Here is a 26693-nt window from a genome sequence, read left to right on the forward strand (position 1 = left end):
GCCTGTTCACGCGGCCCGCGGGGGCGGTGAGCCGGCCCGCCGGGTCATCCGGCCGGCGGGCCGTACGGGGTCGCCTGGTGGAAGGAGAGCCGCCACGCGCCGTCCGTCCGCCGCCACAGCGAACTGCGGTGCGCACGGGGGCCGTCGTGCTCCGTGTCGTACAGGAGGTGGTCCAGGTCCGGGGCGAGTTGCACACCGCGCATGCCGGTCGTGACGGCCGGCCGGATGTCGGGGCCGTGCTCAGTCATCCGTCATCTCCACCAGTTTGAGCACGGTGTTCCAGTTGCGGGTCGTGGCGACCAGGCCCCGGGTGATGCGGGGCCTGGCCAGTTGATCGGCCAGTTTCGAGCGGCCCAGGCCGTCCGGGGCGTACAGGTACAGGGCGCGGTCGCCGAGGCGGAACTCCTCCGGGAGGTGGGCGGCCCGGTCGATTCCGGCGAAGCGGTCGGGCGTGACGGGTGCGGAGAAGTAGGTGACGTGGAGCTGTTTCGGCTCCAGGTCGGCGGCCGGGAAGGGGCAGCCTTCGGCGATCGCCCTCAGGTAGGCGTGGTCGCGCACGATCACGTCGACGCCGAATCCGAAGTGCTGCTCGACGGCCTGCGCGATCCCGGCGGCCAGCGACTCCTCGTCGCCGTGCGCGCAGGAGAACACTGCCTGGCCGCTCTGGAGGTACGTGCGTACGTCGCCGTGGCCCAGGTCCGTCAGGAGCGCGCGCAGGTCGGCCATCGGGACCTTCCGGCCGCCGCCCACGTTGATTCCGCGCAGCAGGGCCGCGTAAGTCGTCGTCATCCGCTCACCCTATGGCGGCCGTCGTGCCCCGTGGGGGCGGGCACGACGGCCGGGCGGGCGGGCGGCTGCCCGGTCCCCGAAATTACTCACGGGTCACCGCGCGGCACAACCGTATGCCCAGGATCCACACACCCCGGCGGCCGGGACGCGTGCCCGGTAGGTGTAAGGGACCACGGTCTCTGCGGGTCCTCCCCAGTGGGGAGACGGCTCGGTCCACGGGGAGGAGGCCCGTCCCGCCACTTCACCGGTCAGCACGACGAGATGGTCTTGCCCGGCCCCTAGTTTCGAGACGGGAGCGGGCGGCAGGGGGCCGCCGCCGAGGCACGAGGGGGCAGACCCGTCATGGGGAACGGAGAAACACGGGTGCGGGGGTTCGCCGCCCGGGCCGGCGGCTGGAGCGCCCGGCACCGATGGGCCGCGGTCGGCATCTGGGTCCTGTTCGTCGTCCTGGCGATGGGACTCGGTTCGGCGGCCGGCCGGGTCGACGTCAAGGACAGCGACCAGCTGAAGGGCGAGACGCACACCGCCGCGCGGATCGTCGAGGACGCCGGCATCGAGGAACCGGCCGGCGAGAGCGTCCTGATCCAGGCCAGGGGCGGCGATCTCAAGGCGACGGACGCCGAGTTCCGCGACGCCGTCACGGCGGTCGTGAAGGCCGTGGAGGGCACCGGCCGGGTCACCGACGTCACCTCCCCCTACGAGGCGAGGACGATATCGAAGGACGGGCGCAGCGCGCTCGTGCAGTTCGACATGCGCGGCCCGTCCGACACCGCCGGCGAGCGGGTCGAGCCGGTGCTGGAGGCCGTCGAGGGGGTGCAGGAGGACCACGCGTCGGTGCGGATCGAGGAGATCGGCGGCGCCAGCATGATGAAGACGTTCGACGACGCGTTCGGCGACGACTTCAAGAAGGCCGAGTACTCGGCGGTGCCCGTCGCGCTCGGCATCCTGCTCATCGCGTTCGGGGCGCTGGTCGCCGCGCTGCTGCCGGTGGCGCTCGCCGTCACCGCGATCATGGCGACGATGGGCCTGATGGGCGTCGTCAGCCACGTCATGCCGATGAGCGAGACCGCCAACTCCGTGATGCTGCTGGTCGGCATGGCGGTCGGCGTCGACTACTGCCTGTTCTACCTGCGCCGCGAGCGTGAGGAGCGTGAGGCCGGGCGGGACGCGCAGACGGCACTGCGGATCGCCGCCGCGACCAGCGGCCGGGCGATCGTGGTCTCGGGCGTCACGGTGTGCGTGGCGATGGCGGGCATGCTGTTCACCGGTCTCGCCGAGTTCGAGGCGATGGGCCTGGCCTCGCTCATGGTGGTCGCCGTGGCCATGGTCGGGTCCGTGACCGTGCTGCCGGCCCTGCTGTCGCTGCTCGGCGAGCGGGTGGAGAAGGGCCGCATCCCGTTCCTGCGCCGGCGCGAGCGGGCCGCCCGCGGGGACAGCCGGTTCTGGACGGCGGTGCTGCGGCGCGTCCTGGCCCGTCCGGTGGTGTCCGTGGCGGTGGCGGCCGGTGCGCTGCTGGCCATCGCGGCTCCCGCACTCGGCATGAAGACGCAACAGCTCACGCTGGACCAGGAGTTCGGCGACTCCCTGCCGATCGTGCAGACGTACAACCGGCTCAACGAGGCCTTCCCGGGCGGTTCCGAACCGGCCGAGGTGGTGGTCAGGGCGCACGACATCAACGCGCCGGAGGTGAAGGCGGCGCTCGCCGACTTCCGTGACCGGGCGATCAGTTCGGGTGCCTCGCGCGGTCCGGTGGAGATCAAGCTGCACGACGCGCAGAACGTGGCGTTCGTCTACGTCCCGCTGGTGGGCGGATCCGACCTGGACGAGGCCGGGGTGAGCCTGGACAGGCTGCGTGACGAGGTGCGTCCGGCCACGCTCGGCAGGGTGGAGGGGCTGGAGGCGCCGATCACCGGGCAGGTGGCCGGATCCAAGGACTTCAACGACCAGCTGGCCGGGGCGGTGGTGCCGGTGTTCGCGTTCGTGGTGGTGTTCGCCTTCGCGCTCATGCTGCTGTCGTTCCGTTCGCTGACGATCGCGCTGACGTCGATCGTGCTGAACCTGCTGTCGGTGGGCGCCGCTTACGGCATCCTCGTGGCGGTCTTCCAGCACGGCTGGGGCGCGTCCCTGGTCGGTGCCGAGGGCGTCGGCGCGATCATCACCTGGCTGCCGCTGTTCCTGTTCGTGATCCTGTTCGGCCTGTCGATGGACTACCACGTGTTCGTGGTGTCCCGGATCCGTGAGGCGCGGCTGCGCGGCCTGACGACGAAGGACGCGATCCGGCACGGCGTGGTCACCACCGCCGGGGTCGTCACGAGTGCCGCGGTCATCATGGTCGCCGTGTTCGCCATCTTCGGGACGTTGTCCATGCAGTCGATGAAGCAGATGGGCGTGGGCCTCGCGGCGGCGGTCCTCATCGACGCGACGATCATCCGGGGCGTGCTGCTGCCGGCGGTCATGGCCCTGCTCGGGGAGCGCAACTGGTACCTGCCGAAGTGGCTGCACCGGATGCCCGACCTCACGCACGACGAGGCGCCGCAGGCGGTCGCGCGGGCGGCGGCACGGGACGGCGAGGGCGAACCCCTCAAGCTCTGAACGGCACCCGACGGCCCGGCGGACCCGGCCGGCAGAGGTCCGGCCGGCACCCGCGTACACGGCGGGCCCGGCCGGCAGAGGTCCGAGCGGCTCGCCCGTACACGGCGGGCCCGGCCGGTTCCCGGAAGCCGGCCGGGCCCGCTTCGGTACGCCCCGTCAGGCGGTACCCGCCCGGAGTTCGGCCTCGATCAGGTCGGCCGCGCGCCGCGTGCCGCCCTCCCGGGCCATGTCCGCCTGGATCTCCTTCAGGCGCCGGGCGGCCTCCGGGTCGTCGACGAGGGCCAGGGCCGCCGCGCGCAGTGCCTCGCCGGTCGCCTCCTCGGTCGGCAGGTACCGGGACACACCCAGGGCCTGGAGCATCTCGGCGTTGCCGAACTGGTCCGCGGCCTGCGGTACGGCGATCATCGGTGTGGCCGTGGCCAGGCCCTCCTGGCTGCCGCCGGCGCCCGCGTGCGTGACGAACAGGTCGGCCTGCCGCAGCACGGCCAGTTGGGGCACCCAGGAGTGCACCTCGACGTTCCCCGGGAGGTCCCCGAGTGCGCCCGGGTCGATGTGCTTGCCGATCGAGAGCACCAGGTGCCAGCCGGGCAGGTCGCCGAAGGCCTGCACGCACTCGCGGTAGAAGCCGGGCTGCTTGGTGAAGGCGGACCCGAGCGAGACGAGCGCGACCTTCTCGGCCCCGTCCGGCCGCTGCCAGCCGCCCTCGGCGGCGCGGTCGCCCTGACAGGCGCCGACGAAGGAGTACACGCTCTCGTCGACCCGGTCCGCGTTCGGCTGGAGCGCCCTGGGGATCAGGACGATCGACCGGTCGGGCCGGCCCGCGAACGCGTCGGGGTGCAGCGCGATGCCGTTCTCCTCGAGCCAGGCGCCGAAACGGGCGTAGTAGGCGCGGCCCCGCTCGGTCTTCCTCGGCTCCTCCCACATGGGCTCGGCGACCTCCTGCTCGTACCCCTCCCAGGCGACCATGGCCGGGGAGAGGGAGACTGCGGGCACGCCCCAGCGGTGGGCGAGCACCCGCCCCGGGTACGCGGCGATGTCGTGCAGGACGAGGTCCGGCTCGTCGCCCTCGTACGCCTCGGCGAGCTGCGGCAGGGCCTGGATCGCGTCGTCGAGGAACGGCTCCACGTTGTCCAGCAGCGTGCTCCCCCACGCCTCCGGGTCGTCGTCGGGCGAGGGCAGCGTCGAGGTCCACGGCTTCACCTCGGCGCCGGTGCCGGCGACCTTCCCGGCGAACACCGGCGGGATCGCATAGGTCACCCGGTGGCCGCGGGCCACGAGTTCGCGGATCACTTCCAGGCTCGGGTTCACGTGGCCGTGGGCGGCGATGGAGAACATGGCGATGTGCGCGCGAGGGGTCATGCCGGAGACCCTAGGCGAGACGATACGTCTCGTGCAACACGGTTTCCGATCGTGCGACACGGTTTCCGATCACGGCCCCAGCACCTCGTACAACCGCAGCCACCGGCCCGGGTCCACCTCGCCCACCAGGACGTCCCGGTCCAGGCCCGCCGCCCGGAACGCGGCGTCGACCCGCCGTCGCGGACGGGCCCGGCGCAGGGAGGCCTGCAGGGATCCGCCCACACCGGAGAAGCCGAGTTCGACCAGCGACCGCCAGCCGGGCAGGGCGCCGGCCTCGAGCAGGGGGACCGCCCGCCGCTCGATGCGCAGCACCCCGGCGTCGACGCGCGGCACCGGCCGGAAACGGTGCCGGCCGATCCGGCCGATCAGCCGCCACGCGTGGCAGGGCCAGCTGCGGACCGTCAGCAGCGTCCAGCTGCCGTAGTCACCGGTGCGTCTGCGGGCGTACTCGAGCTGGGTGATCAGGGTGGCGTCGGTGAGGGCGGGGGCGCGCAGGCACCAGTCGACCACGTCGGAGGTCCGGGAGAACGGCACGTTCGCGGCGACCGAGAAGTCGGTGCGCGGCGCCCGCGCGGCCAGGAAGTCCCCGGCGACGACCCGCACGCCCGGGCTGCCGGAGAACCGGGCGCGCAGCACGGACACGAGCCGCGGGTCGATCTCGTACGCGCGCAGCTCACCGCAGCGGCGGGCGAGCGGTGCGGTCAACGCGCCCGTGCCGGCGCCGACTTCGAGCAGGAGGGGGACGGTACCGGCGCGCGGGAGGGCGAGCCGGGCGAAGCGTTCGGCGGTGGCGCGGTCGGCGAGGAAGTTCTGCGAGAGCGCACGGGAAGGGGAGGTGAGGGGGCGGCCCATGGGCTGCGGTCCTTGTCTTCCGGAGGGGAGGAGGGCGGACGAGGGCCCTGACCGGAAGACAGGTGGAGGAAGGTCGCGTGACGCCGGGCTCGGTGGCTCAACGGCGGCGGGTGCTGCTCCCCGGGCCGGTCAGGGCTCCGGGGCGGCGGCGCGTCCTGGCGGCGTGCGCGCAGCCCCGGCCGTGACCGGAGAGGGAGATGGCGTTGATACCCACGGGCAGCACGCTAGGCCGGGGCCGGCGGACGGGCAACGGGTTTTCCACAGCGGGGGGAGGCGACCGCCCGCCCGTCGGGCCCTGGAGGTGGCAGCGGGGGCGGTACCGACCGCGGAGGGCTCCCGCGGGGCGGCGGGGCGGTGGCCCGCCGGGGTCAGCGCTGGTACCGGGCGAGGACCAGGTTGCCGTCCTTCTCCAGCCGTTCGCGCAGATCGTCGAGGCCGATCGCTCCGCTGTAGTACTCCTGGAGTGCCGGTGTCGCCACCTTGTCCTTCCACTCCGGGTAGCCCCGGACCGTCTGCGCGGGCGCCGGGCGCAGGTGCCCGGCCAGGGCGGTGCCGGTGGCCCAGCCGTGCCGGGCGGTGTGCAGCGCCGGGTCCCGCAGGGCCTCGGTGCCCGTGGGCAGCATCCAGTCGCCCAGGGCGAGACGGACCATGTTGTCCGGGCGCAGCAGGAAATCCAGGAACGCGGCGGCCTCGCGCTTGTGCGGGCAGTCCTCGGCGACGGACAGGGTCTGGGGGCTGACGCCCTGGGTGAATCCGTCGGCGCCGGCCGGGGCGGGCAGCACCTGCCAGTCGAACCCCTCGGGGGCCTGCTGGACGATCTGCTGCCGGTAGGAGAAGCCCAGCGGGACCATGGCGTAACGGCCGCCGAAGAACCCCGGCAGGGTGTCCGAGCCGCCGCTGCCCAGGGTGGTGGGCGAGGCACTGCGGTCGGTGTTCACCTGGTCGTGGACGGTCCGCGGCACGACCTGGTCGGCCTCGTCGAAGCGCACGGTGACCCTGCCGTCGCTTCCGCGGTGGAAGAGCCGGCCGCCCGCCGACAGCGAGAGGTTGAGCGTGGCGGAGACGGGCTCCTTGAGGGGCCAGGCCACGCCGTACTTCCCCGGGCCGCTCAGGCGTGCCGTGATCCGGCGGAACTCGGCCCAGCTCCAGGGCCGTTCGGGGGTCGGGATCCGCACCCCCGCCCGCTCCAGCCACGCGGTGTTGGCGATGAGCACGCGCGGTTCCTGGAGGAACGGCACTCCGTAGACGCCGTCCCCGAACGTGGTCGTCTCCCAGCTGCGCCGCGGGATGTCCGAGGTGAGCCGGGTGGACAGCAGGCCGGTGAGGTCGGCGAGGTGGCCGCCGTAGGCGAAGTCCGCGAGGTCGTCGGAGGCGTCGTGGACGATGTCGGGCGCCTCGCCGCCCTCGAAGGCGGTGAGGAGCTGGTCGTGGACGCTGTCCCAGCTGCCCTGCACGTACTCGACGCGCACGTCCGGGTGGGTGGCGTTCCACTCCGCCACCAGTTCCTCGGTGGCCCGGACGGACTCCTCCTGCCAGGCCAGGGACTGGAAGCGGAGGGTGACGGTCCCGTCGTCGCTCCGGCCGCCGGCGGAGCAGCCCGCGAGGAGGAGGGTCAGGACCAGGGTCAGGACGAGGACCGGCGGGCGGGGGCGCATCAGCTCTTCACCGCCCCGGTGAGCATGCCGCCGGTGATGCGCCGCTGGACGATCGCGAAGACGACCAGCGAGGGCAGGGTCGCGAGGAACGCGGCGGCCGCGAGCGGCCCGAGGTCGGCGACGCCCTCCGCGCCGATGAAGTGCGTGAGCACGACCGGCAGGGTCTGCTTCTCCGGTGTCTTGAGCAGCACCAGCGCGAAGAAGAACTCGTTCCACGCGGTGATGAACGCGAACAGCGCCGTCGCCACGAGGCCCGGCGCGAGCAGGGGCGCGGTCACCGACACCAGGGTCCGCACCCGGCCGGCCCCGTCGACGGCGGCGGCCTCCTCCAGCTCGGGCGGGACGGCCCGGACGTACCCGGCGAGCATCCACAGCGCGAAGGGCAGGGCCCACACCACGTACACCAGCACCAGCCCCGGCAGGGAGTCGATCAGCCGGAGGTTCTTCAGCACGAGGAACAGCGGGATGATCAGCAGCACGAACGGGAACGCCTGGCTGACCACGACCCAGCCCGTCACCGCCCGGGTGAGCCGGGTGCGGCGCCGGGCCAGCACGTAGGCCACAGGCGTGGCGATCAGCACGGCGACGACCGCCGCCGAGGCCGCGGCGAGCAGGGAGTTGAGGGCGGCGTGCAGCAGCGGCTGCTCGTCGAAGGCCTGGCGGAAGTTGCCGAGGGTGGGATCGCGCGGGATCCAGGTGGGGTGCAGGCTGCCCAGCTCGCGCGGCGGCTTGAACGCGGTGGAGACGAGCCACAGGAACGGGAAGGCCAGGAAGACGAGGTAGGCGAGCAGCGCGGCGTACTGGCCGGCGCGGGCCGCTGTCCGGGTCCTCACGTGTCGTCACCTGCCCTCAGGCGCCCGGCCAGGAACACGGCCAGCGCGATCGAGACGAGCGCCACCATCACGCAGCCCATGGCCGCCGCGTACCCGAACTGCCCGTAGCGGAACGCCTCTTCGTAGGCGAACAGCATCGGCAGCCGGGTCCGGCCGCCCGGGCCGCCGCTGGTGAGGACGTAGACCAGGGCGAAGGAGTTGAAGTTCCAGATGAGGTTCAGGGCCGTCACCGCCAGGGCGACGGGTCTCAAGGCGGGCCAGGTGACCGTGCGGAAGCGGCGCCAGGCGCCCGCGCCGTCGACCGCGGCGGCCTCGTGGAGTTCGCGCGGGGTGCTCTGCAGGCCGGCGAGCAGGGTGACCGTCGTCTGGGGCATGCCCGCCCACACGCCGACGAGGATCACGGCGGGCAGCGCGGTGGCCAGGCCGCTCAGCCAGTCCCGTCCGCCGCCCAGCCCGATGTCGCGCAGGGTCTCGTTCAGCACGCCCGCGTCGGGGTGGTAGACCAGCCGCCACATGACGCCGACGACGACCTCGGGCATGGCCCACGGGACGATCGCCAGGGCGCGGGCCAGCCAGCGCAGCCGGAGGTCCTGGTCGAGGAGCAGGGCCAGACCGAGGGCGAGCAGGAACTGCGGCACGGTGACCCCGACCGCCCACACCAGCCCGATCCGGAACGACTCCCAGAACAGCGTGTCGTGCAGCAGGTCCCGGAAGTTGAGGGCGCCGATCCACTGCGTGGCCCGGGTGCGGCCCGACTGGGCGTCGGTGAAGGCCAGCAGGACCCCGTAGAGCAACGGGCCGACGCTCAGGACCAGGATGGGGATCAGGGCGGGCAGCACCAGGAACCAGGCGCCGTGGCCGACGGCCCGCCGGGAGGGTGCCCGGCCGGGCTCGCGGCCGGCCCGCGGGCCCGGGGGCGGCGCCTCGCTCACGGACGTCACGGAATCAGCCCCTCTGTGCGCTCGGCCGGCCAGGTCATGGTCGTGAAGGCCGTCCGGCTCGTCAAGGGACCGCTCGTGCCCCGCGACCTGTGCCGATGCGACACTGTCGCAAGCGATGGCCGGAACACGGCGGTCGCCGCACCGACGACGGAGGCGGACGATGGACGAGGCACGGGCGCGGGACGTACTGGCCCGGGCGGGGGTGCTGCCCGGGGCGGCGGGTGAGGCGCGGTTGCTCGCCCTGGGCGAGAACGCGGTGTTCGCCGCGGGTGACCTGGTCGTCAAGGTCGGCCGCGACGCCGAACTCCTGGACCGGGCACGGCGCGAACTGCGGATCGCGGCCTGGCTCGCCGAGGCGGGCGTACCCGCGGCACGGGCGGCCGAGCCGGAGGCGCTGCTGGCCGACGGGCACCCGGTGACGGTCTGGCACCGGCTGCCGGACGCCGTACGGCCCGCCGAGCCGCGGGATCTGGCCGAACTGCTGCGGATCCTGCACGCCGTCCCCCTGCCTCCCTTCGAACTGCCGGCCAGGGACCTGCTGGGCGGGGTGGAACGGTGGCTGCGGCTCGCCGGGGACGCCGTCGACCCCGCGGACGCGGCGTATCTGCGCGCCCGCCGGGACGGGTTCGCCGCGCAGGCCGCCGCCCTGACCCCGCAACTGCCGCCCGGCCCGATCCACGGGGACGCCCTGCCGCGCAACGTCCACGTCGGACCGGAGGGGCCGGTCCTGGTCGACCTCGAGACGGTCTCCGCCGACCTGCGCGAGCACGACCTGGTGGTGATGGCGCTGTCCCACGACCGGTACGGGCTCCCGGACGAGGACTACGCGTCCTTCACCCGCACCTACGGCTGGGACGTGCGCGCCTGGGAGGGTTGTTCGGTGCTGCGCGGGGCGCGGGAGACGGCCAGTTGCGCGTGGGTCGCCCAGCACGCGCCCGGCAACCCGAAGGCGCGGGCCGAGTTCGAGCGGCGCGTGAAGTCCCTGCGCGACGGGGACGAGACCGTGCGCTGGTATCCCTTCTGAACGAGCGGCCCGGCCCGCTCAGACCGGTTCGCCGGCGAGCTCCCGCAGCGGCCAGGCCCCGTCGACCCGTGCCGCCGGGTCGCCCTTGGCACGCAGGAAGTCCTGGAAGTCCGCCGCCCACTGCGCGTACCACTCGATCTGGCGGTGGTGCAGGTCCGCCGGGCCGAGCGTGGCGATCTTGGGGTGGCGGTCGGCTATCGCGCCGGCCAGGCGGGCGGCGGCCAGGGCGTCGGCCAGGGCGTCGTGCGCCGTGTCCAGCACGACGCCGTACTCCGCGCAGACCGCTTCGAGGTTGCGCTTTCCGCGGCGGTGGCGGTCGACCCGGCGATCGATGGTGTACGGGTCGATGACCGGGGCCGGGTCCGCCCCGCCCAGGCGCTCGCGCAGGGACGGCAGGCCGTGCCGTCTCAACTCGGCGGAGAGCAGGGTGAGATCGAAGGTGGCGTTGTAGGCGACGACGGGGACGCCGGCCTTCCAGTAGGAGGTGAGGACGTCCGCGAGGGCGTCCGCCACCCGGTCGGCCGGTCTGCCCTCGGCCGCCGCCCGCTCGTTGCTGATGCCGTGCACCGCCACCGCGTCCTCGGGGATCGGCACTCCGGGGTCGGCCAGCCACTCCCGGCGGCCCATCGGCTCCCCGCCCCTGACCTCGATCACGGCCCCCGTGACGATGCGCGCCTCGCGCGGATCCGTGCCCGTCGTCTCCAGGTCGAAGCCGATCAGCAGCTCCCGGTGCCAGCCCATGGGCGGGCCCCCCTTCTTGTGGTGCGTTCCCCCAGTGGTCCCCACCTTCCCACGCACCACTGACAATCGAAGGGGCGCGCTCCGTTTCCGCCGGGCCGCTCGGGCCGTCCGCTGCCGCCCGGCTGGTTCACGACACCGGTCGCGAATCCGCCCACATCACCTCGAACTCCTCGCGATAGGTGGGGAAGAGTCCGCTTTCGTCGTTCTCGCCCGGCTTGACCACCTTGCCGCTGTTGCGCAGCACGAACACGGGCGCCTCCATGCCGCGGGTGCGGCGCAGGTAGTTCTGCACGACCGCGACGCCGTCCGCCCCGTCGCCGTCGACGAGGTACGCCGTGAAGCGCGGCGTCTCGTCGAAGACCTGGATCTCGAAGGCCCCCGGGTCGCGCAGCCGGGCGCGCACCCGGCGCATGTGCAGGATGTTCATCTCCACGGCCCGGCCGAGTTCGCCGCGCTTGATGCCCAGTTCCCGCTCGCGGCGCTTGACCGCGCTGGAGGCCGGGTTGAGGAAGAGCAGCCGGACGCGGCAGCCGGACTCGGCCAGCCGCACCAGACGCCGCCCGGAGAAGTTCTGCACGAGCAGGTTGAGGCCGATGCCGATGGCGTCGAGGCGGCGGGCGCCGCCGAAGATGTCCTCCGCCGGGAACTGCCGCATCAGCCGCACCCGGTCGGAGTGGACGGCGACGACGTCGGCGTACCGGTCGCCGACCAGGTCCTCGACGGCGTCGACCGGCAGCCGGCGGGCGGAGGGCACGTCGCCGCCGGCACCGAGCATCTCCAGCAGCCGGGCCGAGGCCCGCTCGGCCTGGTTCAGCACCGCCTCGGACAGGGCGCGGTTGCGGGAGACGACGTTGCGGGTGACCTCCAGCTCGTCCAGGGCCAGTTCGACGTCGCGGCGGTCGTCGAAGTAGGGCTCGAAGCAGGGCCAGTGCTGCACCATCAGCTCCCGCAGCTGGGGCAGGGTGAGGAAGGACAGCACGTTGTCGTCGGCCGGGTCGAGCAGGTAGCCCTTGCGGCGGCTCACCTCGCGGACCGCGACCGCCCGCTGCACCCACTCCTGGCCGGCCGGACCGGCGGCGGCCACCACCCAGTCCTCACCGTGGACGGGCTCGTAGACGGGGCGCAGGACGGCGGCGACGACCGCGCGCAGCCGCTGCTCGACGAGGTTCAGCCAGATGTAGGCCCGGCCGGCCCGCTGGGCCCGGGTGCGGACCTCGCGCCAGGCGTCGGCGCCCCAGTCCAGCTCGGGCCCGATCGAACCCGCCGCGTCCATCGGCCGCGCCAGGGACACGGCAGCGGGCGGGACGTCTGCGGAGCTCCCCTCGTGACCGTCGTCACCAGGGGGCAGCTCCAGCCCTCCCGAGCCCACCCGCGCACCGCCTTCCGCTCCCCCGAGCACTCCCGAGGGGCCCGGCGTCACACGTCCCGAGGCCCCACCCAACGATCAAGGAAGGGTACTCCGGGAGCGGTCGGCGGTGCAGCCGGATGGGCGGCATCTTTCTCATCTGCGCGGCTGCCAGTGCCCGTTCTGCCAGCCGAGCTCGGCCGGGGTGAGGGGGTTCATCGCGGTGACGTCGCGCGGGGCGATGGAGAATCCCTGCCAGTGGACGGGCATCGGCTGCTGGTCCTCGTCCCGGGCTATGTGGTGGAAGCCGATGTTCGTCCAGACCACGGGGTGCGTCAGGGTCTGCCCGTCGACCCACTTGTCGACGGACTTGCCGGCGCCGGCCCCGCAGTTGCCGGGGTTGTGGCTGGCGAACAGTTCGCACTTGTTGTACTGGGTGACGTACACGTCGTGCTTGGTGTAGCCGCGGCCCGGGTACTTGGTGGAGGGCCCCGGGACGATCTCGTAGGAGCGCGCGTGTCCGTCCTTGTTCTTGCCGGATGCGCTGACCACGCGCCACCACCGGTAGTTCTTGCTGTCCCCGGCCAGCTCCTTGGTGACCTTGGTGCGGGTCGTCTTCGTGGTGGGGGCGCGCTGCCCGCGGGTGGGCGCGCTGACGGTGGAGTCGTACTGCTCGACGGTGTTCTTCGTGGAGCCGTCGAGCGCGAAGTCCAGCCGCCAGAACGCGTTGTGGCTGTGGCTGGTGGCCTTGGCTCTCGCGCCCTTGCCGATGGGCCAGCCGCGGCCGTCACCGGCGTCGTAGTCGTCGTAGGAGAGGCTGCCGGTGGCGCCGACGTTCATGGTGATCGTGCCGTCGTCCTGGAAGCGCCACTCGGACATGTACTCGTACCAGCCGACCTGGTTCACCGTGTAGACGAGGAGGTCCTTGCCCGCGGTCTGGTAGACCTTGTTCGCCGTGTCGCCCTGCATGCGGTAGGCGTGGCCGCGGGATCGGGTGGTGGTGCACAGGCCCTTGACGTTCGCATTCTCGTTCCAGGACTCGGGGACCTTGACCGTCTTGATCGTGCCGCCCGGGCACTCGCCGGGGGCGAGGTTCATCAGCCCCTGGGCGAAGCCGAAGCCGGTCAGGTCGTCGTACTCGACGTTGCCGTCGTCGTAGGGGACGTGGATCTGGCCGAGCCGGGCGCTGTTGAGGACTTTGATCGGTTTGGCCTCCCCCCTGGGCTGGTACGTGATGTTCTCCAGGACGAGGCCGGCCTTGCCGTCGTAGCGCCAGCACATCCGCCAGGTGGTGCCGGTGGAGAGCTTCTGCTCGATGCGGTAGGCCGCGCTGCAGTCGGCGGCCGGTGCGGGGGCGGCCTGCGGGCGGGCGGTGGCCGGTCCGGCGCCGGTGGTGACACCGGCGGCCAGGGCGGCCACGGTCAGGCCCGTGGCCACGCGGGTACGGGCCGTGATGGTGCTGTTCACGCGCATGACGAGATGACTCCCTGCCGGGGAAGCGAGGTGGACGGGTGAGCGGACGGAGCGGGTCAGTGGTCGAGCCGGGCGACCTTGCGGGCGCTCAGGTCGATCACGATCGACCTGGCGTCGACCCACGGCCCGTTCTTGATCTTCGGGAACAGCCGGACGCAGCGGTGCTCGCCGCAGCGGTCCAGCGCGGCGGGCTGGGCGCCCGGCGCGGCCCGGTAGACGGCACCGCTGAGCCGGAGCTGGTCGGGCGAGGTCAGCGGCCGCCCGGTGGCGTCCTTGTAGTCGGCCTTCAGGCCCGCGCCGAGCGGGTCGGCGATCAGCAGGGCTGCCGCCTCGGCCTTCTCGGCGAGGCTGAGCGGCGGCTGGACCCCGCGCTGGGTGCCGGTCCGCACCACCGTGCCGGTGCCCAGCTCGACGGTCCGGGTGACGAGGGTGTCGTCCCGGTAGTCGTAGAACGTCACGTCGGCGCGCCGCGGCGCGGCCGGGTCCCCCACTTCGTCCGCCTCCGGCTCGGCGAGGTCGACGCCGAGCAGCTGCGGTCCCCGTTCCCCGTCCACGCCCTCGCCGCTGCGGAACAGCTGCCGGCTGAGGGCGATCTTCGCGACCCGTTCCGTCTCGTCGTCGGTCAGCGGGTCGCGGCCCGTGCCCTTCTCGCCCTCGGCCGGCGCCTGCTCGACGACCCCCGGCGGCACCGTCCGGCCCGCCCCGTCCGTGCCGGCTTCCTGTGGGACGGACCGCCCCGCCCCGGTCCGCGCGTCGTCCGCCCCCGCCGTGCCCGGGAGCGTGATCCCGATCATCACGGCGGTGCCGGCCACCGCGACGGCCGTCCCGGCCACCACCTTGCCCAGATGGCGGTGCACTCTGCTGCGCACGTATGTCCCCCTGCTCCCCGACAGCTCCGGGAGTATGTGTTTTGCCCCAACGTTTCGGCATACCGCGTATGCACTGGTCACTCGGTAAGAGGGAGATAAGTCACAGGAGGTTCCCTCACTTTCGGGGAGACTCGGGACCTAGGCGTCCCCACCGGCGCCGCACACCTGAAAGAGTCGTATCCATGCAGGTCTGGCCTGGAGAGGCGTATCCACTCGGTGCCACGTACGACGGCGCCGGAACCAACTTCGCGGTCTTCACCGAAGCCGCGGACCGAGTAGAGCTGTGTCTGCTGCACGACGACGGCTCGGAGACGGCGATCGAGCTCCGCGAGAGCGACGCGTTCGTCCGGCACGCGTACGTGCCCGGGATCATGCCGGGACAGCGGTACGGATTCCGTGTGCACGGCCCGTACGCGCCGGAACACGGACTGCGCTGCAACTCCGCGAAGCTGCTGCTCGACCCGTACGCGCGTGCGATCAGCGGTTCCATCGACTGGGGCGAGGAGGTCTACGGCTACCACTTCGACGATCCCGACCGGCGCAACGATCTCGACTCCGCGCCGCACACCATGACGTCGGTCGTGGTCAACCCCTACTTCGACTGGGGCGACGACCGGCGCCCGCGCACCGAGTACCACCACACGGTGCTCTACGAGGCCCACGTCAAGGGCCTCACCATGCGCCATCCCGGCCTCCCGGAGGAGCTGCGCGGCACCTACGCGGCCCTGGCGCACCCGGCGATCATCGAGCACCTCACCGAGCTCGGGGTGACCGCCCTGGAGCTGATGCCCGTCCACCAGTTCGTGAACGACCACCGCCTGGTCGACATGGGCCTGAACAACTACTGGGGCTACAACACGATCGGCTTCTTCGCCCCGCACAACGCCTACGCGTCCTGGGGCGACCGGGGCCAGCAGGTGCTGGAGTTCAAGTCGGCCGTGAAGGCCCTGCACGAAGCGGGCATCGAGGTGATCCTCGACGTGGTCTACAACCACACCGCCGAGGGCAACCACCTGGGCCCGACCCTGTCCTTCAAGGGCCTGGACAACCCGCGCTACTACCGGCTGACCGACGACCCCCGCTACTACATGGACACCACGGGCACGGGGAACTCCCTGCTCATGCGGTCCCCGCACGTCCTGCAGCTGATCATGGACTCGCTGCGGTACTGGGTGACGGACATGCACGTCGACGGGTTCCGCTTCGACCTGGCGGCGACGCTCGCCCGGCAGTTCCACGAGGTGGACCGGCTGTCGTCGTTCTTCGACCTGGTGCAGCAGGACCCGGTGGTCTCCCAGGTGAAGCTGATCGCCGAGCCGTGGGACGTCGGCGAGGGCGGCTACCAGGTGGGGAACTTCCCACCGCTGTGGACCGAGTGGAACGGCAAGTACCGGGACACCGTGCGCGACCTGTGGCGGGGCGAGCAGCGCACCCTCGCGGAGTTCGCCTCGCGGCTGACCGGCTCGTCGGACCTGTACCAGGACGACGGCCGCCGTCCGCTGGCCTCGATCAACTTCGTTACGTGCCACGACGGCTTCACCTTGCACGACCTGGTGGCCTACAACGACAAGCACAACGAGGCCAACGGCGAGGACAACCGGGACGGCGAGAGCCACAACCGCTCCTGGAACTGCGGCGCCGAGGGCGAGACCGACGATCCGGACGTGCTGGCGCTGCGGGCGCGGCAGATGCGGAACTTCATCGCGACGCTGATGCTGTCCCAGGGTGTGCCCATGATCAGCCACGGCGACGAGTTCGCCCGCACCCAGGGCGGCAACAACAACGCCTACTGCCAGGACAACGAGCTGTCCTGGGTGGAGTGGCCCGAGGAGGAGGGGGAGGAGGCCGGGGAGGGCCTGAGCACCGAGATGCTCGCCTTCACGCGCGCGATGGTGTGGCTGCGCCGCAACCACCCGGTCTTCCGCAGGCGGCGCTTCTTCCACGGTCGGCCCGTGGAGGGCACCCACGACGACCTGTCCGACATCGCCTGGTTCACCCCCGAGGGCGGGGAGATGACCCAGGAGGACTGGGACTCGGCCCAGGCGTCGGCACTGACGGTGTTCCTCAACGGCAACGCCATCTCGGAGCCGGACGCGCGCGGTGAGCGCATCACCGACGACTCGTTCCTGCTGATGTTCAACGCCTCGCCGGAGCCGCTGGAGTTCGAGATCCCGGTCAACCACGGACGGCAGTGGGAGGTCGTGGTCGACACGGCCCGGCCGAAGGGCGTGCCCGCCGACACCGGCCTTAAGGTCCAGGCCGGGGACCGGCTGACGCTGACCGACCGGAGCATGACGGTGCTGCGCCGGCCCGTCTAGCCGCACCGCGGCCCGCGGGCCGCCCCGCCGCCGCGTCGCCCGGACGAAGCCACTCGTCCGGGCGACGCGCGGCGCACCCGGCGGCGCGGGAGGCACGAACCCCGGGTGTGCGGGTACCTAGCTCTGCATGACACCTGAGCGACCTGACCCGGTGGTGCCCACGGCCACCTACCGGCTGCAGTTGCAGCGCGATTTCCCGTTCGGAGCAGCCGAGGCCGCGGTGCCGTACCTGGCCTCGCTCGGCGTCTCGCACCTGCACCTGTCCCCCGTGCTGGAGGCGGTGCCGGGCTCGACGCACGGCTATGACGTGGTCGACCACGCGCGCGTGCGCGAGGAGCTGGGCGGCGAGGACGGCCTGCGGGCGCTGGCGCGCACCGCCCGCGCGCACGGGCTGGGCCTGGTGGTGGACATCGTTCCCAACCACATGGCCATGTCCCCGCGCCACAACCGCGCCCTGTGGGAGGTGCTGCGCGAGGGCCCGAAGTCCCCCTACGCCCGCTGGTTCGACATCGACTGGGAGGCCCAGGGCGGGCAGCTGCTGCTGCCGGTGCTCGGCGGGCCGCTGGGCGAGGTGCTCGACGAGCTGCGCGTCGACGGGGACGTCCTGCGCTACTACGACCACGTCTTCCCGCTGCGCGAGGGCACCGAGGACCTGTCGTTGCCGCACCTGCTGGACGCGCAGTGGTACCGCCCGGTGTGGTGGCGGCTGGCCCGCACCGAGCTCAACTACCGGCGGTTCTTCAGCATCTCCGAGCTGATCGGCGTGCGCGTGGAGGACCCGGAGGTCTTCGAGGCCACCCACGACAAGATCCTGAAGCTGCTGCACGAGGGCGTGATCGACGGGCTGCGCATCGACCACCCCGACGGGCTCGCCGACCCCGACGGTTACCTCACCCGCCTGCACGAGGCGACGGGCGGCCGCTGGACGGTCGTGGAGAAGATCCTGGCCGACGGCGAGCACCTGCCGGCCTCCTGGCCCGTGGCCGGCACCACCGGCTACGACGCCCTGCGGCACGTGGACGGGGTGTTCGCCGACCCGGCCGGCTTCGGGGACCTGCTGGGGCACTACCGCCGCTTCGCGGCCCCCCAGACCGACCGGGGCGGCCAGTGGGAGGCGACCGTGCGGCGGGCCGCGTACAAGGTCCTCACGCACGAGCTGGCCACCGAGACGGACCGGCTGACGCGGGTGGCGACCCGGCTGTGCGCCTCCTCGCCGGAACCGGCTCTGCGCGACCGCGCGCCCTGGGCGCTGCGCACCGCGCTGCAGGAGCTGCTGGTGCGCATGGAGGTCTACCGGCCCTACGAGTCCACCGGCGCCGCGTCGGTGGTGACCGAGGAGGCGGCGGCCGAGGCCCGGCACGCCTTCGCCGTGCCCGAGGAGGCCGGGGCGGTGGACGTGGTCCGGGACCTGGTGCTGGGGCGGTACGGCGACGGCCCCGCGCATGTGGAGTTCCGCACGCGGTTCGCGCAGACCTCCTCGGCGCTGCGGGCCAAGTCCGTGGAGGACACGGCGTTCTACCGGTACGTGCCGCTGCTGTCGGCGACCGAGGTGGGCGGCGACCCCGGCCGTCCCGCCCTGTCCCCGGAGGAGTTCCACGCGTACTGCGCGCGCCTGCAGCGCGACTGGCCGCTGACCGGGACGGTCGTCTCCACGCACGACACCAAGCGCAGCGCGGACGTCCGGGCGGCGCTGAACGTGCTCACCGAGTGCCCCGAGCGCTGGGCCGACGTCCTCACGGAGGTCACCCGCGACGGCGCAGGCGTGCCGGACGCGCAGCTGGCGTGGGCGGCCTGGCAGACGGTGTTCGGGCTGGGTCCGGCGGAGCCGGAGCGGGTGCAGGGCGCGCTGCTGAAGCACGTGCGCGAGGCGGGCCTGTTCACCAGCTGGACCGAGCAGGAGCCGCCGTACGAGGAGGCCGTGGAGCGGTTCGTGGCGGCCGGGCCGTGCGGGGCGCCGGGTGAGCGGATCGCCGCGTTCCGCGAGTCGCTGCGGGAGCACATCCGCGCCAACGTGCTGGGCACGGCCCTGGTCCACCTGACCATGCCGGGGGTCCCGGACGTCTACCAGGGCACGGAGGCCGAGGCCCTGGCCCTGGTCGACCCGGACAACCGGCGGGCGGTGGACTATCCGCCCCGGGACTCCGGCGGCACGTCCGCGGACAAGGCGGCCCTCACCCGCGCCGCCCTGGCCGTGCGGGCCCGCCGCCCCGGCGCCTTCGGCGACACCGCGACCTACATGCCGTTGCCGGCGAGGGGCGCGGCGGCCGGGCACTGCCTGGCGTTCGCGCGCTCGGGCGAGGTGGTGACGGCCGTGACCCGGCTGTCGCTGCGGCTGGCGGAAGCGGGCGGCTGGCAGGACACGACGCTGACGCTGCCCCCGGGCCGCTGGTCGGACGCCCTGCGCCCGGACCGCGCGTTCACGGGTCAGGTCGCCCCGGCGGAGCTGTTCACCGACCTGCCGGTGGCGCTGCTGGAGCGGACGGGCGACTGAGGCGTCACGGAGGGCCGGGCCACCGTCCGGTGTGACCCGGCCCTCCGTCCCCCTGGACCGGGCTCCCGGTGCCTCCGAGCGCCCCCGGGAGCCTCCCCCGCCGCGCCCTTGACTTAGCACCATGGCCGTGGGGTACTGCGAAGGCGAACTCGGGCGGATGTGACGGGGGTGAGTGTCCTGCCGGAGCTGCGCTACCCGACGGTGACCGAACTGGTCTCGGCCGCCCGGGCGCTGACCGCCCAACGCCCCGGCGTGTGCACCCTGCGGCAGGTGGGTGCCTCACGCGCGGGGCGGCCCCTGCACCTGTTGTCCGTGGGCCACGCGCGCCGCGCCGTCCTGGTGGTGGCCGGCGCCCACGCCAACGAGCCGACGGGCTCCTGCACCCTGCTCGCGGTCGCCCGCCGGGTGCTGGAGCAGCGGGAGCTGCGCGACGGCATCTCCTGGCACTTCCTGCTGTGCGCGGACCCCGACGGGGCGAGCCTGCACGTCACGCCCGCGCCGCGCAGCCTGCACGACTACCACCTCGGCTTCTTCCGGCCCGCGGGGCCCGAACAGCCGGAGTGGGCGCCGTCCCTGCTGCCGCCGGACCGGCTGCCGCCCGAGACCCTGGCCCTGACCGGCGTCATCGACGAGCTGCGCCCCTACCTGCAGGTGACGCTGCACGGCACGGACCTGGGCGGCAGCTGGGTGCAGCTGACGCGGGACGTGCCGGGGCTGGCCGAACCGTTCGCCAAGTCCGCGGCGGAGCTGCACATCCCGGTGGAGACCGGCGCGTCGGACGCCGCGGGCTGGCCCGCCTCCGGCCCGGGCGTGCATGTGATGCCCGCGCAGGGGATCGGGCCGGCGTACCCGAGCCTGCCGGACGACGCGCGGCTGAGCACCTGGTACCACGCCCACCGCTACGGCGGCCTGACCGCGGTGGTGGAGGTGCCGATGTGGGCCAGCGACCTGGTCGACGACCCGGCTCCCCACCCGTCCCCGGCTGCTGCCATCGGCCGGCTGGCCCGGCGGCTGCAGCGCGACGCGCTGGAGGTGACGCGCGTGCTCGACGGCGCGCTGCCCCGGCTGGCCGGACTGGACGGGCCGCTGCTGCGGGCGGCCCGGTGGGGCCTGGAGCTGGTGCCGGGTCTGGCCTCGGACCTGCTCCACACGCCGCCCCCCGACCTGACCCGGGCCTATGTCGGCAGCGTCGACGCCTTCGTACGCCGGGTGCCGCTGCGTGCGGCGGCGATGCTGCTGCGGGTGCTGCGGGGGACCGACGAGCGGGCGGCGGAGCAGCTCGAGACGCTGGTCGCCACCTGGAGCGACGCGTTCGCGCAGCGTTTCCGCGCCCGCTGGGTGCCGCTGGAGAACCAGGTCGAGCACCAGGCCCGCACGGTCGTCACGGCGGCGCTGCACGCGCGCGAGGAGGCGCAGTAGCCCGCGCAGCGCGCCGGCGCGGCACGGCAGCGCAGCCGAGGGGGGCGCGGGCGTCAGCGGCGCGAAGCGCTACGGGACCGCCGCTCCGGGGTCCCGCCCCGGGCCGGCGGACGGAGCGGCCGGGCGCACGCGGCGAGCGGCCAGTTCGAACGCCGAGAGCACCACGCGCGTCTGGTACTCGGCCTGACGGGCGACCGGGATCCAGCGCGCCCGGCAGCCGTCGCGGTAGTCGGCGCACCAGGTGTCGATCAGCCGGTCCAGCTCCGGCAGCACGCCCCCCGGGTCGCGACCGGTGGCCCGTACCAGCTGGTGCAGCAGGCCCGCCGTGCGCAGCGCCAGCCGGCGTCCGGAGATGCGCAGGGCGGCCAGGTGCGCGGCGGTCAGGGGCGGCATGGGGTGCGGCCCGCCGCCGGTGTCGGGGTCCCAGGCGTCCGCGAGGCCGGGGCAGACCAGCAGGTAGTCGCCGACCGGGGCGAGCAGACGGGCCGCGTCGGGCACACCGGTGAGCTGCGGGCGGATCCTGGCCAGCAGCAGCCGCAGCAGGTGGGTGTCGTGGCGCAGGGTACGGCTGACCTCCCGCAGCACGGTGTCCCGGTCCGGGGGCGGGGAGGCGTCCGACACGGCCGCCACGCCCCACATGGGCGCTTCGACGACCGCGGTGACGGTGCCGTGCCGGTGGGGGTGGAACCAGGTCGACGCGACCGCGGCCTCCGTGATGGCGGCGGCCAGGCCGGCCCGGCGCGGTGGCGGTATGCGGTAGACGGCGGGCTCCAGGCCGGGCCAGTACAGGGCGTCGTAGGCGCCGAGCTCGCGGGGGATGCCGAGCCGTGCGGCGATGTGCGCCAGGCGCCTGCCGAGACCGGGCAGGTCGTGGGTCAGCTCGACGAAGCCCCCGCCGACGTCTACGCCGTGCAGGGAGCACTGCAGCACGGGCCGCAGCTCGTCCTGCACGTCGAGCAGCGCCCGTGTCTCGGGCAGGGCGACGGCGTCCGAGCCGTCGGGCAGCCACTCGGGCTGCTCCAGGAAGCCGGGCCGGAAGAAGTGACGGAAGTACTGGCCGAGGGTGTACGGGCCGGTCAGCCAGCCCTCGTTGCGGCGCAGCCCGTCCGGGTCGAGGGACAGCAGCAGGTTCCACGTGACGTCGGCGCCGACGGTCAGCCGCGGGTCCGTCAGGGCCCGCTCGGCCAGGCGCAGCACGGTGGCCCCGCCCACGGGCTCGTTGGCGTGGGGTCCGGCGACGACGAGGGCCTGGCGGTCGCCGTGGCCGACGGACAGCAGCCACAGGGGGGTGCCGGCCCGGGAGGTGCCGACCCGGCGCAGCCGGGCGTCCCGGGGGTGACGGGCGACGAGGGCCGCGGCCCGGACGCCGAGTTCGTCGACGGTGGGGTAGCGGGGCAGGGGCGGCAGGGCACACCTCCCCGATGCGGCGCCGTGGCTTCACCCGATGTGGAGGGCGTACGCACAGTCAGTCACGAGTTCGAGGACACGTCAACACCTTGGATGGCATCGGCATTTGAGCCACCCGCGGTTGATCTACAACCGGTAAGCCCCAGGCCAGAGCTGAAGAGTGGGCCGGCTTCCGGCCAGTGGACCGGCGCGGCGGGGCGTGCGGGGGTGGGAGGGGGTGGGGCGTGATGAGGTCGGACGCCAAGCCGTGATGCCGTCAGGACGTAGTCAGGGCGTCAGGGCTCGATGCCGTGGGGGTGTGAGTCCCGCGGGCCGTCGGGCCCCTGCCCGGCCGACAGCCGGAACGTCATGCGGCCGAAGCCCACCTGGTCACCCTCGCGGACGACGGCCGCGCCGACGACCCGCCGTCCGTTCACCGTGGTGCCGTTGGTCGAGCCGAGGTCGCGCAGGACCCACAGGCCGCCCTGGTGCCGCAGCTCGGCGTGCACCCGGGAGACCGTCTCGTGGCTGAGACGCAGCCCGCTGGCGGGGTCGCGTCCTATGCGCAGCGGGTGGCCGTGCTGCGGGTGCGGCAGCAGCAGCTTGGGCAGCCGCTCGGCCTGCCAGGCCCTGCGCAGCCGTACGGTGAACCCGGAGACCGCCTCGACGCTGCCGAACACCAGGCGGGCAAGGCGGCTCTCGGTGGGCAGGTCGGCGGTGAGCACGGCGAGTTCGTCGGGACGGCGGGCGGCGAGCGCCAGTTCCATGCGGCGGACGAACGTGTCGTGGGACAGGCGGCCCATGGCGGCGCCGTCCCGGAGCACCTTCAGCGCCCTGTCGCGCTCCGCGTCGGACAGCCGCGCGGGGTACGTGTTGAACTCGAAGGACGACGTCACCCGGTGATTGTCGGGCAGCGCGGGCGCACTGTCCAGGAAACGGGACGGCGGCCGCCCGGCGCCCGGCACCGGGGAGACCCGCCGCAAATGGGTGGATGCGCCAGCGGATTGATCGTGTTTGAAGCACCATGGACGGGCTACATCACGGTGAGCAGACGAAGGGGAACCGTCCGTGCAGTTCGAGGTGTGGGCACCGCAGGCCGACCGGGTGACGCTGGAGTGCGACGGCGTCACGCGGGCGTTGGAGCGCGATCCGGAACGGCCGGGGTGGTGGTGGGGCGAGGCGGAAGCGCGTGAGGGCTCACGGTACGGCTTCGCCCTGGACGACGGGCCGGTGCTGCCCGATCCGCGCTCGCGCCGGCAGCCGGACGGACCGGACGGACTGAGCGCCGTGGTCGACCACGAGCGCTACACCTGGCGCGCGCAGTGGCGGGGACGCCCGCTGGCCGGTGCCGTGCTGTACGAGCTGCACGTGGGCACGTACACGCCCGAGGGCACGCTGGACGCGGCCGCCGAACGGCTCGGCCATCTCGCCGAACTGGGCGTCACACACGTGGAGCTGATGCCGCTCACCCCCTTCCCGGGCACACACGGCTGGGGCTACGAGGGCGTCTCGCTGTGGGCGGTGCACGAGCCCTACGGCGGGCCCGAGGCACTCAAACGCTTCGTCGACCGGGCCCACGACCTGGGACTGGGCGTGGTGCTCGACGTGGTGCACAACCACTTCGGCCCCTCCGGCAACTACCTGCCGGTCTTCGGCCCGTACCTCACCGACACGCACCACACGCCGTGGGGCGCCGCGGTCAACCTGGACGCGCCCGGCTCGGACGAGGTGCGCGACTTCCTGATCGGCAGCGCGCTGGCGTGGCTGCGGGACTACCACCTGGACGGACTGCGGCTGGACGCGGTGCACGCGCTGGTGGACACGCGCGCGCTGCACTTCCTGGAGGAACTGTCGACGGCCGTGGACACCCTGGCCGCCGAGGTCGGCCGGCCGCTGTTCCTGGTCGCCGAGTCGGACCTGAACGATCCCCGGCTCATCACCCCGCGCTCCGAGGGCGGGCTGGGGCTGCACGCGCAGTGGAACGACGACTTCCACCACGCCCTGCACACCACGCTGACCGGCGAGGCGCAGGGCTACTACGCGGACTTCGCGCGGGCTCCGCTCGCCGGGCTCGCCAAGACCCTCACCGGCGGCTATTTCCACGACGGGACGTACTCGAGCTTCCGCGAACGGCACCACGGGCGGCCGCTGGACCGTGCCCGGGTGGCCGGGCACCGGCTGCTCGGCTACGGCCAGACGCACGACCAGGTGGGCAACCGGGCCCAGGGCGACCGCCTCTCGGCCCTGGTCTCCCCCGGCCTGCTGGCCTGTGCCGCCACGCTGATCCTCACGGCGCCGTTCACTCCGATGCTGTTCATGGGTGAGGAGTGGGCGGCGGGTACGCCCTGGCAGTTCTTCACCGACCACACCGACCCGGAGCTCGCGGAGGCCGTACGGCAGGGCAGGCGGCGGGAGTTCGCGGCGCACGGCTGGAAGGAGGAGGACGTTCCCGACCCGCAGGACCACGCCACACGGGACCGCTCGTGCCTCGACTGGTCGGAGCCGGAACGCGAGCCGCACGCGCGTGTGCTCGCCTGGTACCGGCAGTTGCTCGCCCTGCGTCACGCACAGCCCGACCTGACCGACCCGGACCTCGCCGACACCAAGGTCGCCTACGACGAGGAACGGCGCTGGATCGCCTTCCGGCGCGGGGACGTCCTCGTGGCGGTGAACCTGGCCGCCGAACCGGCCGACCTGCCGCTCGGTGTGCCGAACGCCCGCGTGCTGGCCGCGTGGGAGCCGGTGGACACACCCGGGGCGGACGGGGTGGTGCGGGTACCCGCCGAGTCGGGCGTGGTGCTGCTGCAGGAGTGACGGCCGCCGGACGGCGACCCACGACGACAGGCTGGGCGGTGGAGGTCGCCTCGATGGGCTCAGCGCGAGAGTGGTCCCTCACCGCAACCGGTGGCTCGTCCGCTGCCCCGGGCTCCAACGGCTCGGGGGCAGCGGAGGCGCTCACGGGCAGGGCGGGTTACGAGGGACCGTTCTTGCGAGCGGTATCCCCGCGGACGACGGGAACGGACCTCAAGTCGTACGTCTCGCGTTGAACCAGGCGACCGACCAGCCGATCACTCCCACCAGGAAGAGGGTGGAGACGCAGAAGCGAACCACCCGCCACGCCGTTGTGTCCAGGCTCCAGAAGGCATCCACGAAGTTGAGGAGCAGAGCGAGGGACAGGAAGGTCCCGGCTGATCCTTTCCACCTGGTCGCTCGAACTTCCCTCTGTGCCCTTTGCGGTGGCATACGAACTCCCGTTCACGTCTCCGGGCGGACCGATCAGCCTCGGCGTTCGCGGTTCCGGCGCACCCTGCCATAGGTGATCATGGCTATCGGGGCGGCGACGGCAATGCCGAGGATCCCCAGGCCGGCAGCGCCTTCGGGCATGACGCGGCCCTCATCGGCCCACAAGTTGTCACAGAACTCGCACAGACGTCCGGGCCGTTCCCGGCAACTCCCCTCTCACGCGGGCAGGAATCGGCCCCTCCCTTTTCAGTCAGGAAGGGTGAGAAACACGGCCTAACCGGACGATAGGAACTCAACTCGCCCGAGCGGCAGTTGGGTGGGACTCCCCCACATCGGACCGGAAGTCGCCGTACGGCGATGCCCGCTACGGGACGTCCTTCGGGGCTTCGAGGTCCGTCACCCGTTCCAGCAGAATCGGTTCCCAGGCGTGACGCAGGCGGGTGCGCAGCGCGGTGGTGTCCTTGGCGGCGAGGGCTTCGGCGAGGTGGACGACCGTGTCGCAGCGGGCGAGCCACAGGCCCCGCAGGCACGGGCGGGCGCCGTACCCGGCGAGGGTGGCGGCGCGTACGGCGGCCGGTGAGCCGACGGCGGCGGCGAGGCCGGCGATGTCCTCCGCCGGGTCCCCGACCACGGCCCCTCCCCAGCCGAGCACGCCGCGCACCCGCCCGTCGGCGCTCACCACGAGGTGGCCGCCGGTGAGCGCGTGGTGGGTGAGGACGGCCGAGCCGGGCTGGGCGGCGAGCTGGGCCGCGGCGGGTGCGGTGAGCCGGTCGAGCCCGGCGGCGTCGAACTCGTCGGCCTCGGCCAGGCGCTGCACGGCCCGTGCGGCCGCCCTCCGCAGGGCCTCCAGGGAGCGCGGCGCGGTGCGCGGCACCCCCAGGGACTCGGCCTGCCGGACGGGCACCTCGCGCAGGCCGGTGAGCAGCGCCGCGAGGTCGGCCTCGCCGACGGCGGACACGTCGTGCCGCTCGCCGGAGCCGCCCGGCACCCTGGTGTCCAGTGTGTAGCTCAGCCCCGGCGCCCACTCGCCGGAGGCCACGCTGACCGGCACCGTCACGGGCAGGTGCGGGCGGACCAGGTCGCGCAGCCGCAGTTCCCGGCGCTGGCGGAGGGTGGCCTCGCGGTCGGGGGCCAGGCGCAGCACATGGCGGGACCCGACCCACCAGGTGGCGGCCGAGGCACCCTCACCGGCGGGCCGTACGTCGGGGCCGGCGGGCCCTACGCCGGCGCCCCGCGCGGTCGCCGCACCGCCCCGGCCCTCCGCGCCGCGCACGCCGTCCTCGCCGCCCCCGCCGTCCTTGAGCAGGGAGCGGACCAGCCGGCGGACGGTGTCCGCGGAGGGGGTGGGTGCCTGGGTCATGGT

19 protein-coding genes and 1 pseudogene are annotated in these 26693 nt (G+C 73.4%); 6 read left to right on the top strand and 14 right to left on the bottom strand.

Annotated features, from left to right (window positions below):
• Positions 1 to 44 precede the first annotated feature (44 nt).
• On the bottom strand, positions 45 to 248 hold the full coding sequence (locus Q5694_RS21420; protein ID WP_443040915.1) for a hypothetical protein: 204 nt from the start codon (positions 246 to 248) through the stop codon (positions 45 to 47).
• Positions 241 to 789, bottom strand: coding sequence for a DUF1697 domain-containing protein (locus tag Q5694_RS21425; RefSeq protein WP_333934812.1), 549 nt, complete (start codon positions 787 to 789; stop codon positions 241 to 243). Before Q5694_RS21425 ends, Q5694_RS21420 begins: the two co-directional genes overlap by 8 nt.
• Positions 790 to 1131: 342 nt before the next feature.
• On the opposite strand from Q5694_RS21425, the gene Q5694_RS21430 reads away from it, so the two are divergent.
• Positions 1132 to 3381, top strand: a complete 2250-nt coding sequence (locus tag Q5694_RS21430) for an MMPL family transporter (protein ID WP_333934813.1) — start codon at positions 1132 to 1134, stop codon at positions 3379 to 3381.
• Between the two features lie 156 nt (positions 3382 to 3537).
• Here Q5694_RS21430 and mgt read toward each other — a convergent pair.
• The 5 genes and pseudogenes from mgt to Q5694_RS21455 form a co-directional block, all read right to left on the bottom strand.
• Positions 3538 to 4780 (bottom strand): annotated as a pseudogene (gene mgt, locus Q5694_RS21435) (macrolide-inactivating glycosyltransferase).
• 29 nt (positions 4781 to 4809) lie between these two features.
• Positions 4810 to 5592, bottom strand: coding sequence for an ErmE/ErmH/ErmO/ErmR family 23S rRNA (adenine(2058)-N(6))-methyltransferase (gene erm / locus Q5694_RS21440; RefSeq protein ID WP_333934814.1), 783 nt, complete (start codon positions 5590 to 5592; stop codon positions 4810 to 4812).
• 368 nt (positions 5593 to 5960) lie between these two features.
• The gene (locus tag Q5694_RS21445) at positions 5961 to 7247 is read right to left on the bottom strand and encodes an ABC transporter substrate-binding protein (protein ID WP_333934815.1); all 1287 of its coding nucleotides are present in this window, start codon (positions 7245 to 7247) and stop codon (positions 5961 to 5963) included.
• Positions 7247 to 8080, bottom strand: a complete 834-nt coding sequence (locus Q5694_RS21450) for a carbohydrate ABC transporter permease (RefSeq protein WP_333934816.1) — start codon at positions 8078 to 8080, stop codon at positions 7247 to 7249. The genes Q5694_RS21445 and Q5694_RS21450 overlap by 1 nt, the downstream gene beginning before the upstream one ends.
• On the bottom strand, positions 8077 to 9021 hold the full coding sequence (locus tag Q5694_RS21455; RefSeq protein ID WP_333934817.1) for a carbohydrate ABC transporter permease: 945 nt from the start codon (positions 9019 to 9021) through the stop codon (positions 8077 to 8079). The genes Q5694_RS21450 and Q5694_RS21455 overlap by 4 nt, the downstream gene beginning before the upstream one ends.
• A 160-nt stretch (positions 9022 to 9181) precedes the next feature.
• On the opposite strand from Q5694_RS21455, the gene Q5694_RS21460 reads away from it, so the two are divergent.
• Positions 9182 to 10045, top strand: coding sequence for a phosphotransferase enzyme family protein (locus tag Q5694_RS21460; RefSeq protein WP_333934819.1), 864 nt, complete (start codon positions 9182 to 9184; stop codon positions 10043 to 10045).
• An 18-nt stretch (positions 10046 to 10063) separates the two neighbouring features.
• Here Q5694_RS21460 and Q5694_RS21465 read toward each other — a convergent pair whose 3' ends face one another.
• The 4 genes from Q5694_RS21465 to Q5694_RS21480 all read right to left on the bottom strand — a co-directional run bounded on the left by Q5694_RS21465 (position 10064) and on the right by Q5694_RS21480 (position 14473).
• Positions 10064 to 10786: a 3'-5' exonuclease gene (locus Q5694_RS21465; RefSeq protein ID WP_333934820.1), complete on the bottom strand. Its 723-nt coding sequence runs from the start codon at positions 10784 to 10786 to the stop codon at positions 10064 to 10066.
• Positions 10787 to 10913: 127 nt separating this feature from the next.
• Positions 10914 to 12155: an SAV2148 family HEPN domain-containing protein gene (locus tag Q5694_RS21470; protein ID WP_333934821.1), complete on the bottom strand. Its 1242-nt coding sequence runs from the start codon at positions 12153 to 12155 to the stop codon at positions 10914 to 10916.
• 132 nt (positions 12156 to 12287) lie between these two features.
• Positions 12288 to 13604, bottom strand: a complete 1317-nt coding sequence (locus Q5694_RS21475) for a copper amine oxidase (protein ID WP_333934822.1) — start codon at positions 13602 to 13604, stop codon at positions 12288 to 12290.
• Positions 13605 to 13660: 56 nt separating this feature from the next.
• Positions 13661 to 14473 (bottom strand): Tat pathway signal sequence domain protein, encoded by an 813-nt coding sequence (locus Q5694_RS21480; protein ID WP_333934823.1) that lies wholly within the window; start codon positions 14471 to 14473, stop codon positions 13661 to 13663.
• Between the two features lie 182 nt (positions 14474 to 14655).
• Between Q5694_RS21480 and glgX the strand changes: the two genes are divergently transcribed.
• The 3 genes from glgX (at position 14656) to Q5694_RS21495 (ending at position 20701) form a co-directional block, all read left to right on the top strand.
• A complete protein-coding gene (gene glgX, locus Q5694_RS21485; protein WP_333934824.1) occupies positions 14656 to 16791 on the top strand; it encodes a glycogen debranching protein GlgX in 2136 nt (711 codons plus the stop codon).
• A gap of 127 nt (positions 16792 to 16918) precedes the next feature.
• On the top strand, positions 16919 to 19282 hold the full coding sequence (gene treY, locus Q5694_RS21490; RefSeq protein ID WP_333934825.1) for a malto-oligosyltrehalose synthase: 2364 nt from the start codon (positions 16919 to 16921) through the stop codon (positions 19280 to 19282).
• A 168-nt stretch (positions 19283 to 19450) separates the two neighbouring features.
• Entirely contained in the window at positions 19451 to 20701 is a 1251-nt protein-coding gene (locus Q5694_RS21495; RefSeq protein ID WP_333934826.1) for a M14 family zinc carboxypeptidase, read from the top strand.
• Between the two features lie 69 nt (positions 20702 to 20770).
• Here Q5694_RS21495 and Q5694_RS21500 read toward each other — a convergent pair whose 3' ends face one another.
• Together Q5694_RS21500 and Q5694_RS21505 are read right to left on the bottom strand one after the other, a co-directional pair.
• The gene (locus tag Q5694_RS21500) at positions 20771 to 22108 is read right to left on the bottom strand and encodes a M14 family zinc carboxypeptidase (protein WP_333934961.1); all 1338 of its coding nucleotides are present in this window, start codon (positions 22106 to 22108) and stop codon (positions 20771 to 20773) included.
• Positions 22109 to 22383: 275 nt separating this feature from the next.
• Positions 22384 to 22983, bottom strand: coding sequence for a DUF1707 and FHA domain-containing protein (locus Q5694_RS21505; protein WP_333934827.1), 600 nt, complete (start codon positions 22981 to 22983; stop codon positions 22384 to 22386).
• Between the two features lie 172 nt (positions 22984 to 23155).
• Between Q5694_RS21505 and treZ the strand changes: the two genes are divergently transcribed.
• Positions 23156 to 24901 (top strand): malto-oligosyltrehalose trehalohydrolase, encoded by a 1746-nt coding sequence (gene treZ / locus Q5694_RS21510; protein ID WP_333934828.1) that lies wholly within the window; start codon positions 23156 to 23158, stop codon positions 24899 to 24901.
• Positions 24902 to 25694: 793 nt separating this feature from the next.
• Here treZ and Q5694_RS21515 read toward each other — a convergent pair.
• Positions 25695 to 26690, bottom strand: a complete 996-nt coding sequence (locus Q5694_RS21515) for an aminoglycoside phosphotransferase family protein (RefSeq protein WP_333934962.1) — start codon at positions 26688 to 26690, stop codon at positions 25695 to 25697.
• Positions 26691 to 26693 lie beyond the last annotated feature (3 nt).

Origin of the sequence: Streptomyces sp. AHA2, from assembly GCF_036857595.1 — a bacterium.
In the GTDB taxonomy this organism is placed as follows: Bacteria; Actinomycetota; Actinomycetes; order Streptomycetales; family Streptomycetaceae; genus Streptomyces.

Excerpts from the sequence above, each read along its gene's own strand:
- glgX (WP_333934824.1), top strand. The coding sequence starts at position 14,656 with ATGCAGGTCTGGCCTGGAGAGGCGTATCCACTCGGTGCCACGTACGAC.
- Q5694_RS21425 (WP_333934812.1), bottom strand. The coding sequence starts at position 789 with ATGACGACGACTTACGCGGCCCTGCTGCGCGGAATCAACGTGGGCGGC.
- Q5694_RS21445 (WP_333934815.1), bottom strand. The coding sequence starts at position 7,247 with ATGCGCCCCCGCCCGCCGGTCCTCGTCCTGACCCTGGTCCTGACCCTC.
- Q5694_RS21430 (WP_333934813.1), top strand. The coding sequence starts at position 1,132 with ATGGGGAACGGAGAAACACGGGTGCGGGGGTTCGCCGCCCGGGCCGGC.
- Q5694_RS21465 (WP_333934820.1), bottom strand. The coding sequence starts at position 10,786 with ATGGGCTGGCACCGGGAGCTGCTGATCGGCTTCGACCTGGAGACGACG.
- Q5694_RS21420 (WP_443040915.1), bottom strand. The coding sequence starts at position 248 with ATGACTGAGCACGGCCCCGACATCCGGCCGGCCGTCACGACCGGCATG.
- Q5694_RS21475 (WP_333934822.1), bottom strand. The coding sequence starts at position 13,604 with ATGCGCGTGAACAGCACCATCACGGCCCGTACCCGCGTGGCCACGGGC.
- Q5694_RS21460 (WP_333934819.1), top strand. The coding sequence starts at position 9,182 with ATGGACGAGGCACGGGCGCGGGACGTACTGGCCCGGGCGGGGGTGCTG.
- erm (WP_333934814.1), bottom strand. The coding sequence starts at position 5,592 with ATGGGCCGCCCCCTCACCTCCCCTTCCCGTGCGCTCTCGCAGAACTTC.
- treY (WP_333934825.1), top strand. The coding sequence starts at position 16,919 with ATGACACCTGAGCGACCTGACCCGGTGGTGCCCACGGCCACCTACCGG.
- Q5694_RS21515 (WP_333934962.1), bottom strand. The coding sequence starts at position 26,690 with ATGACCCAGGCACCCACCCCCTCCGCGGACACCGTCCGCCGGCTGGTC.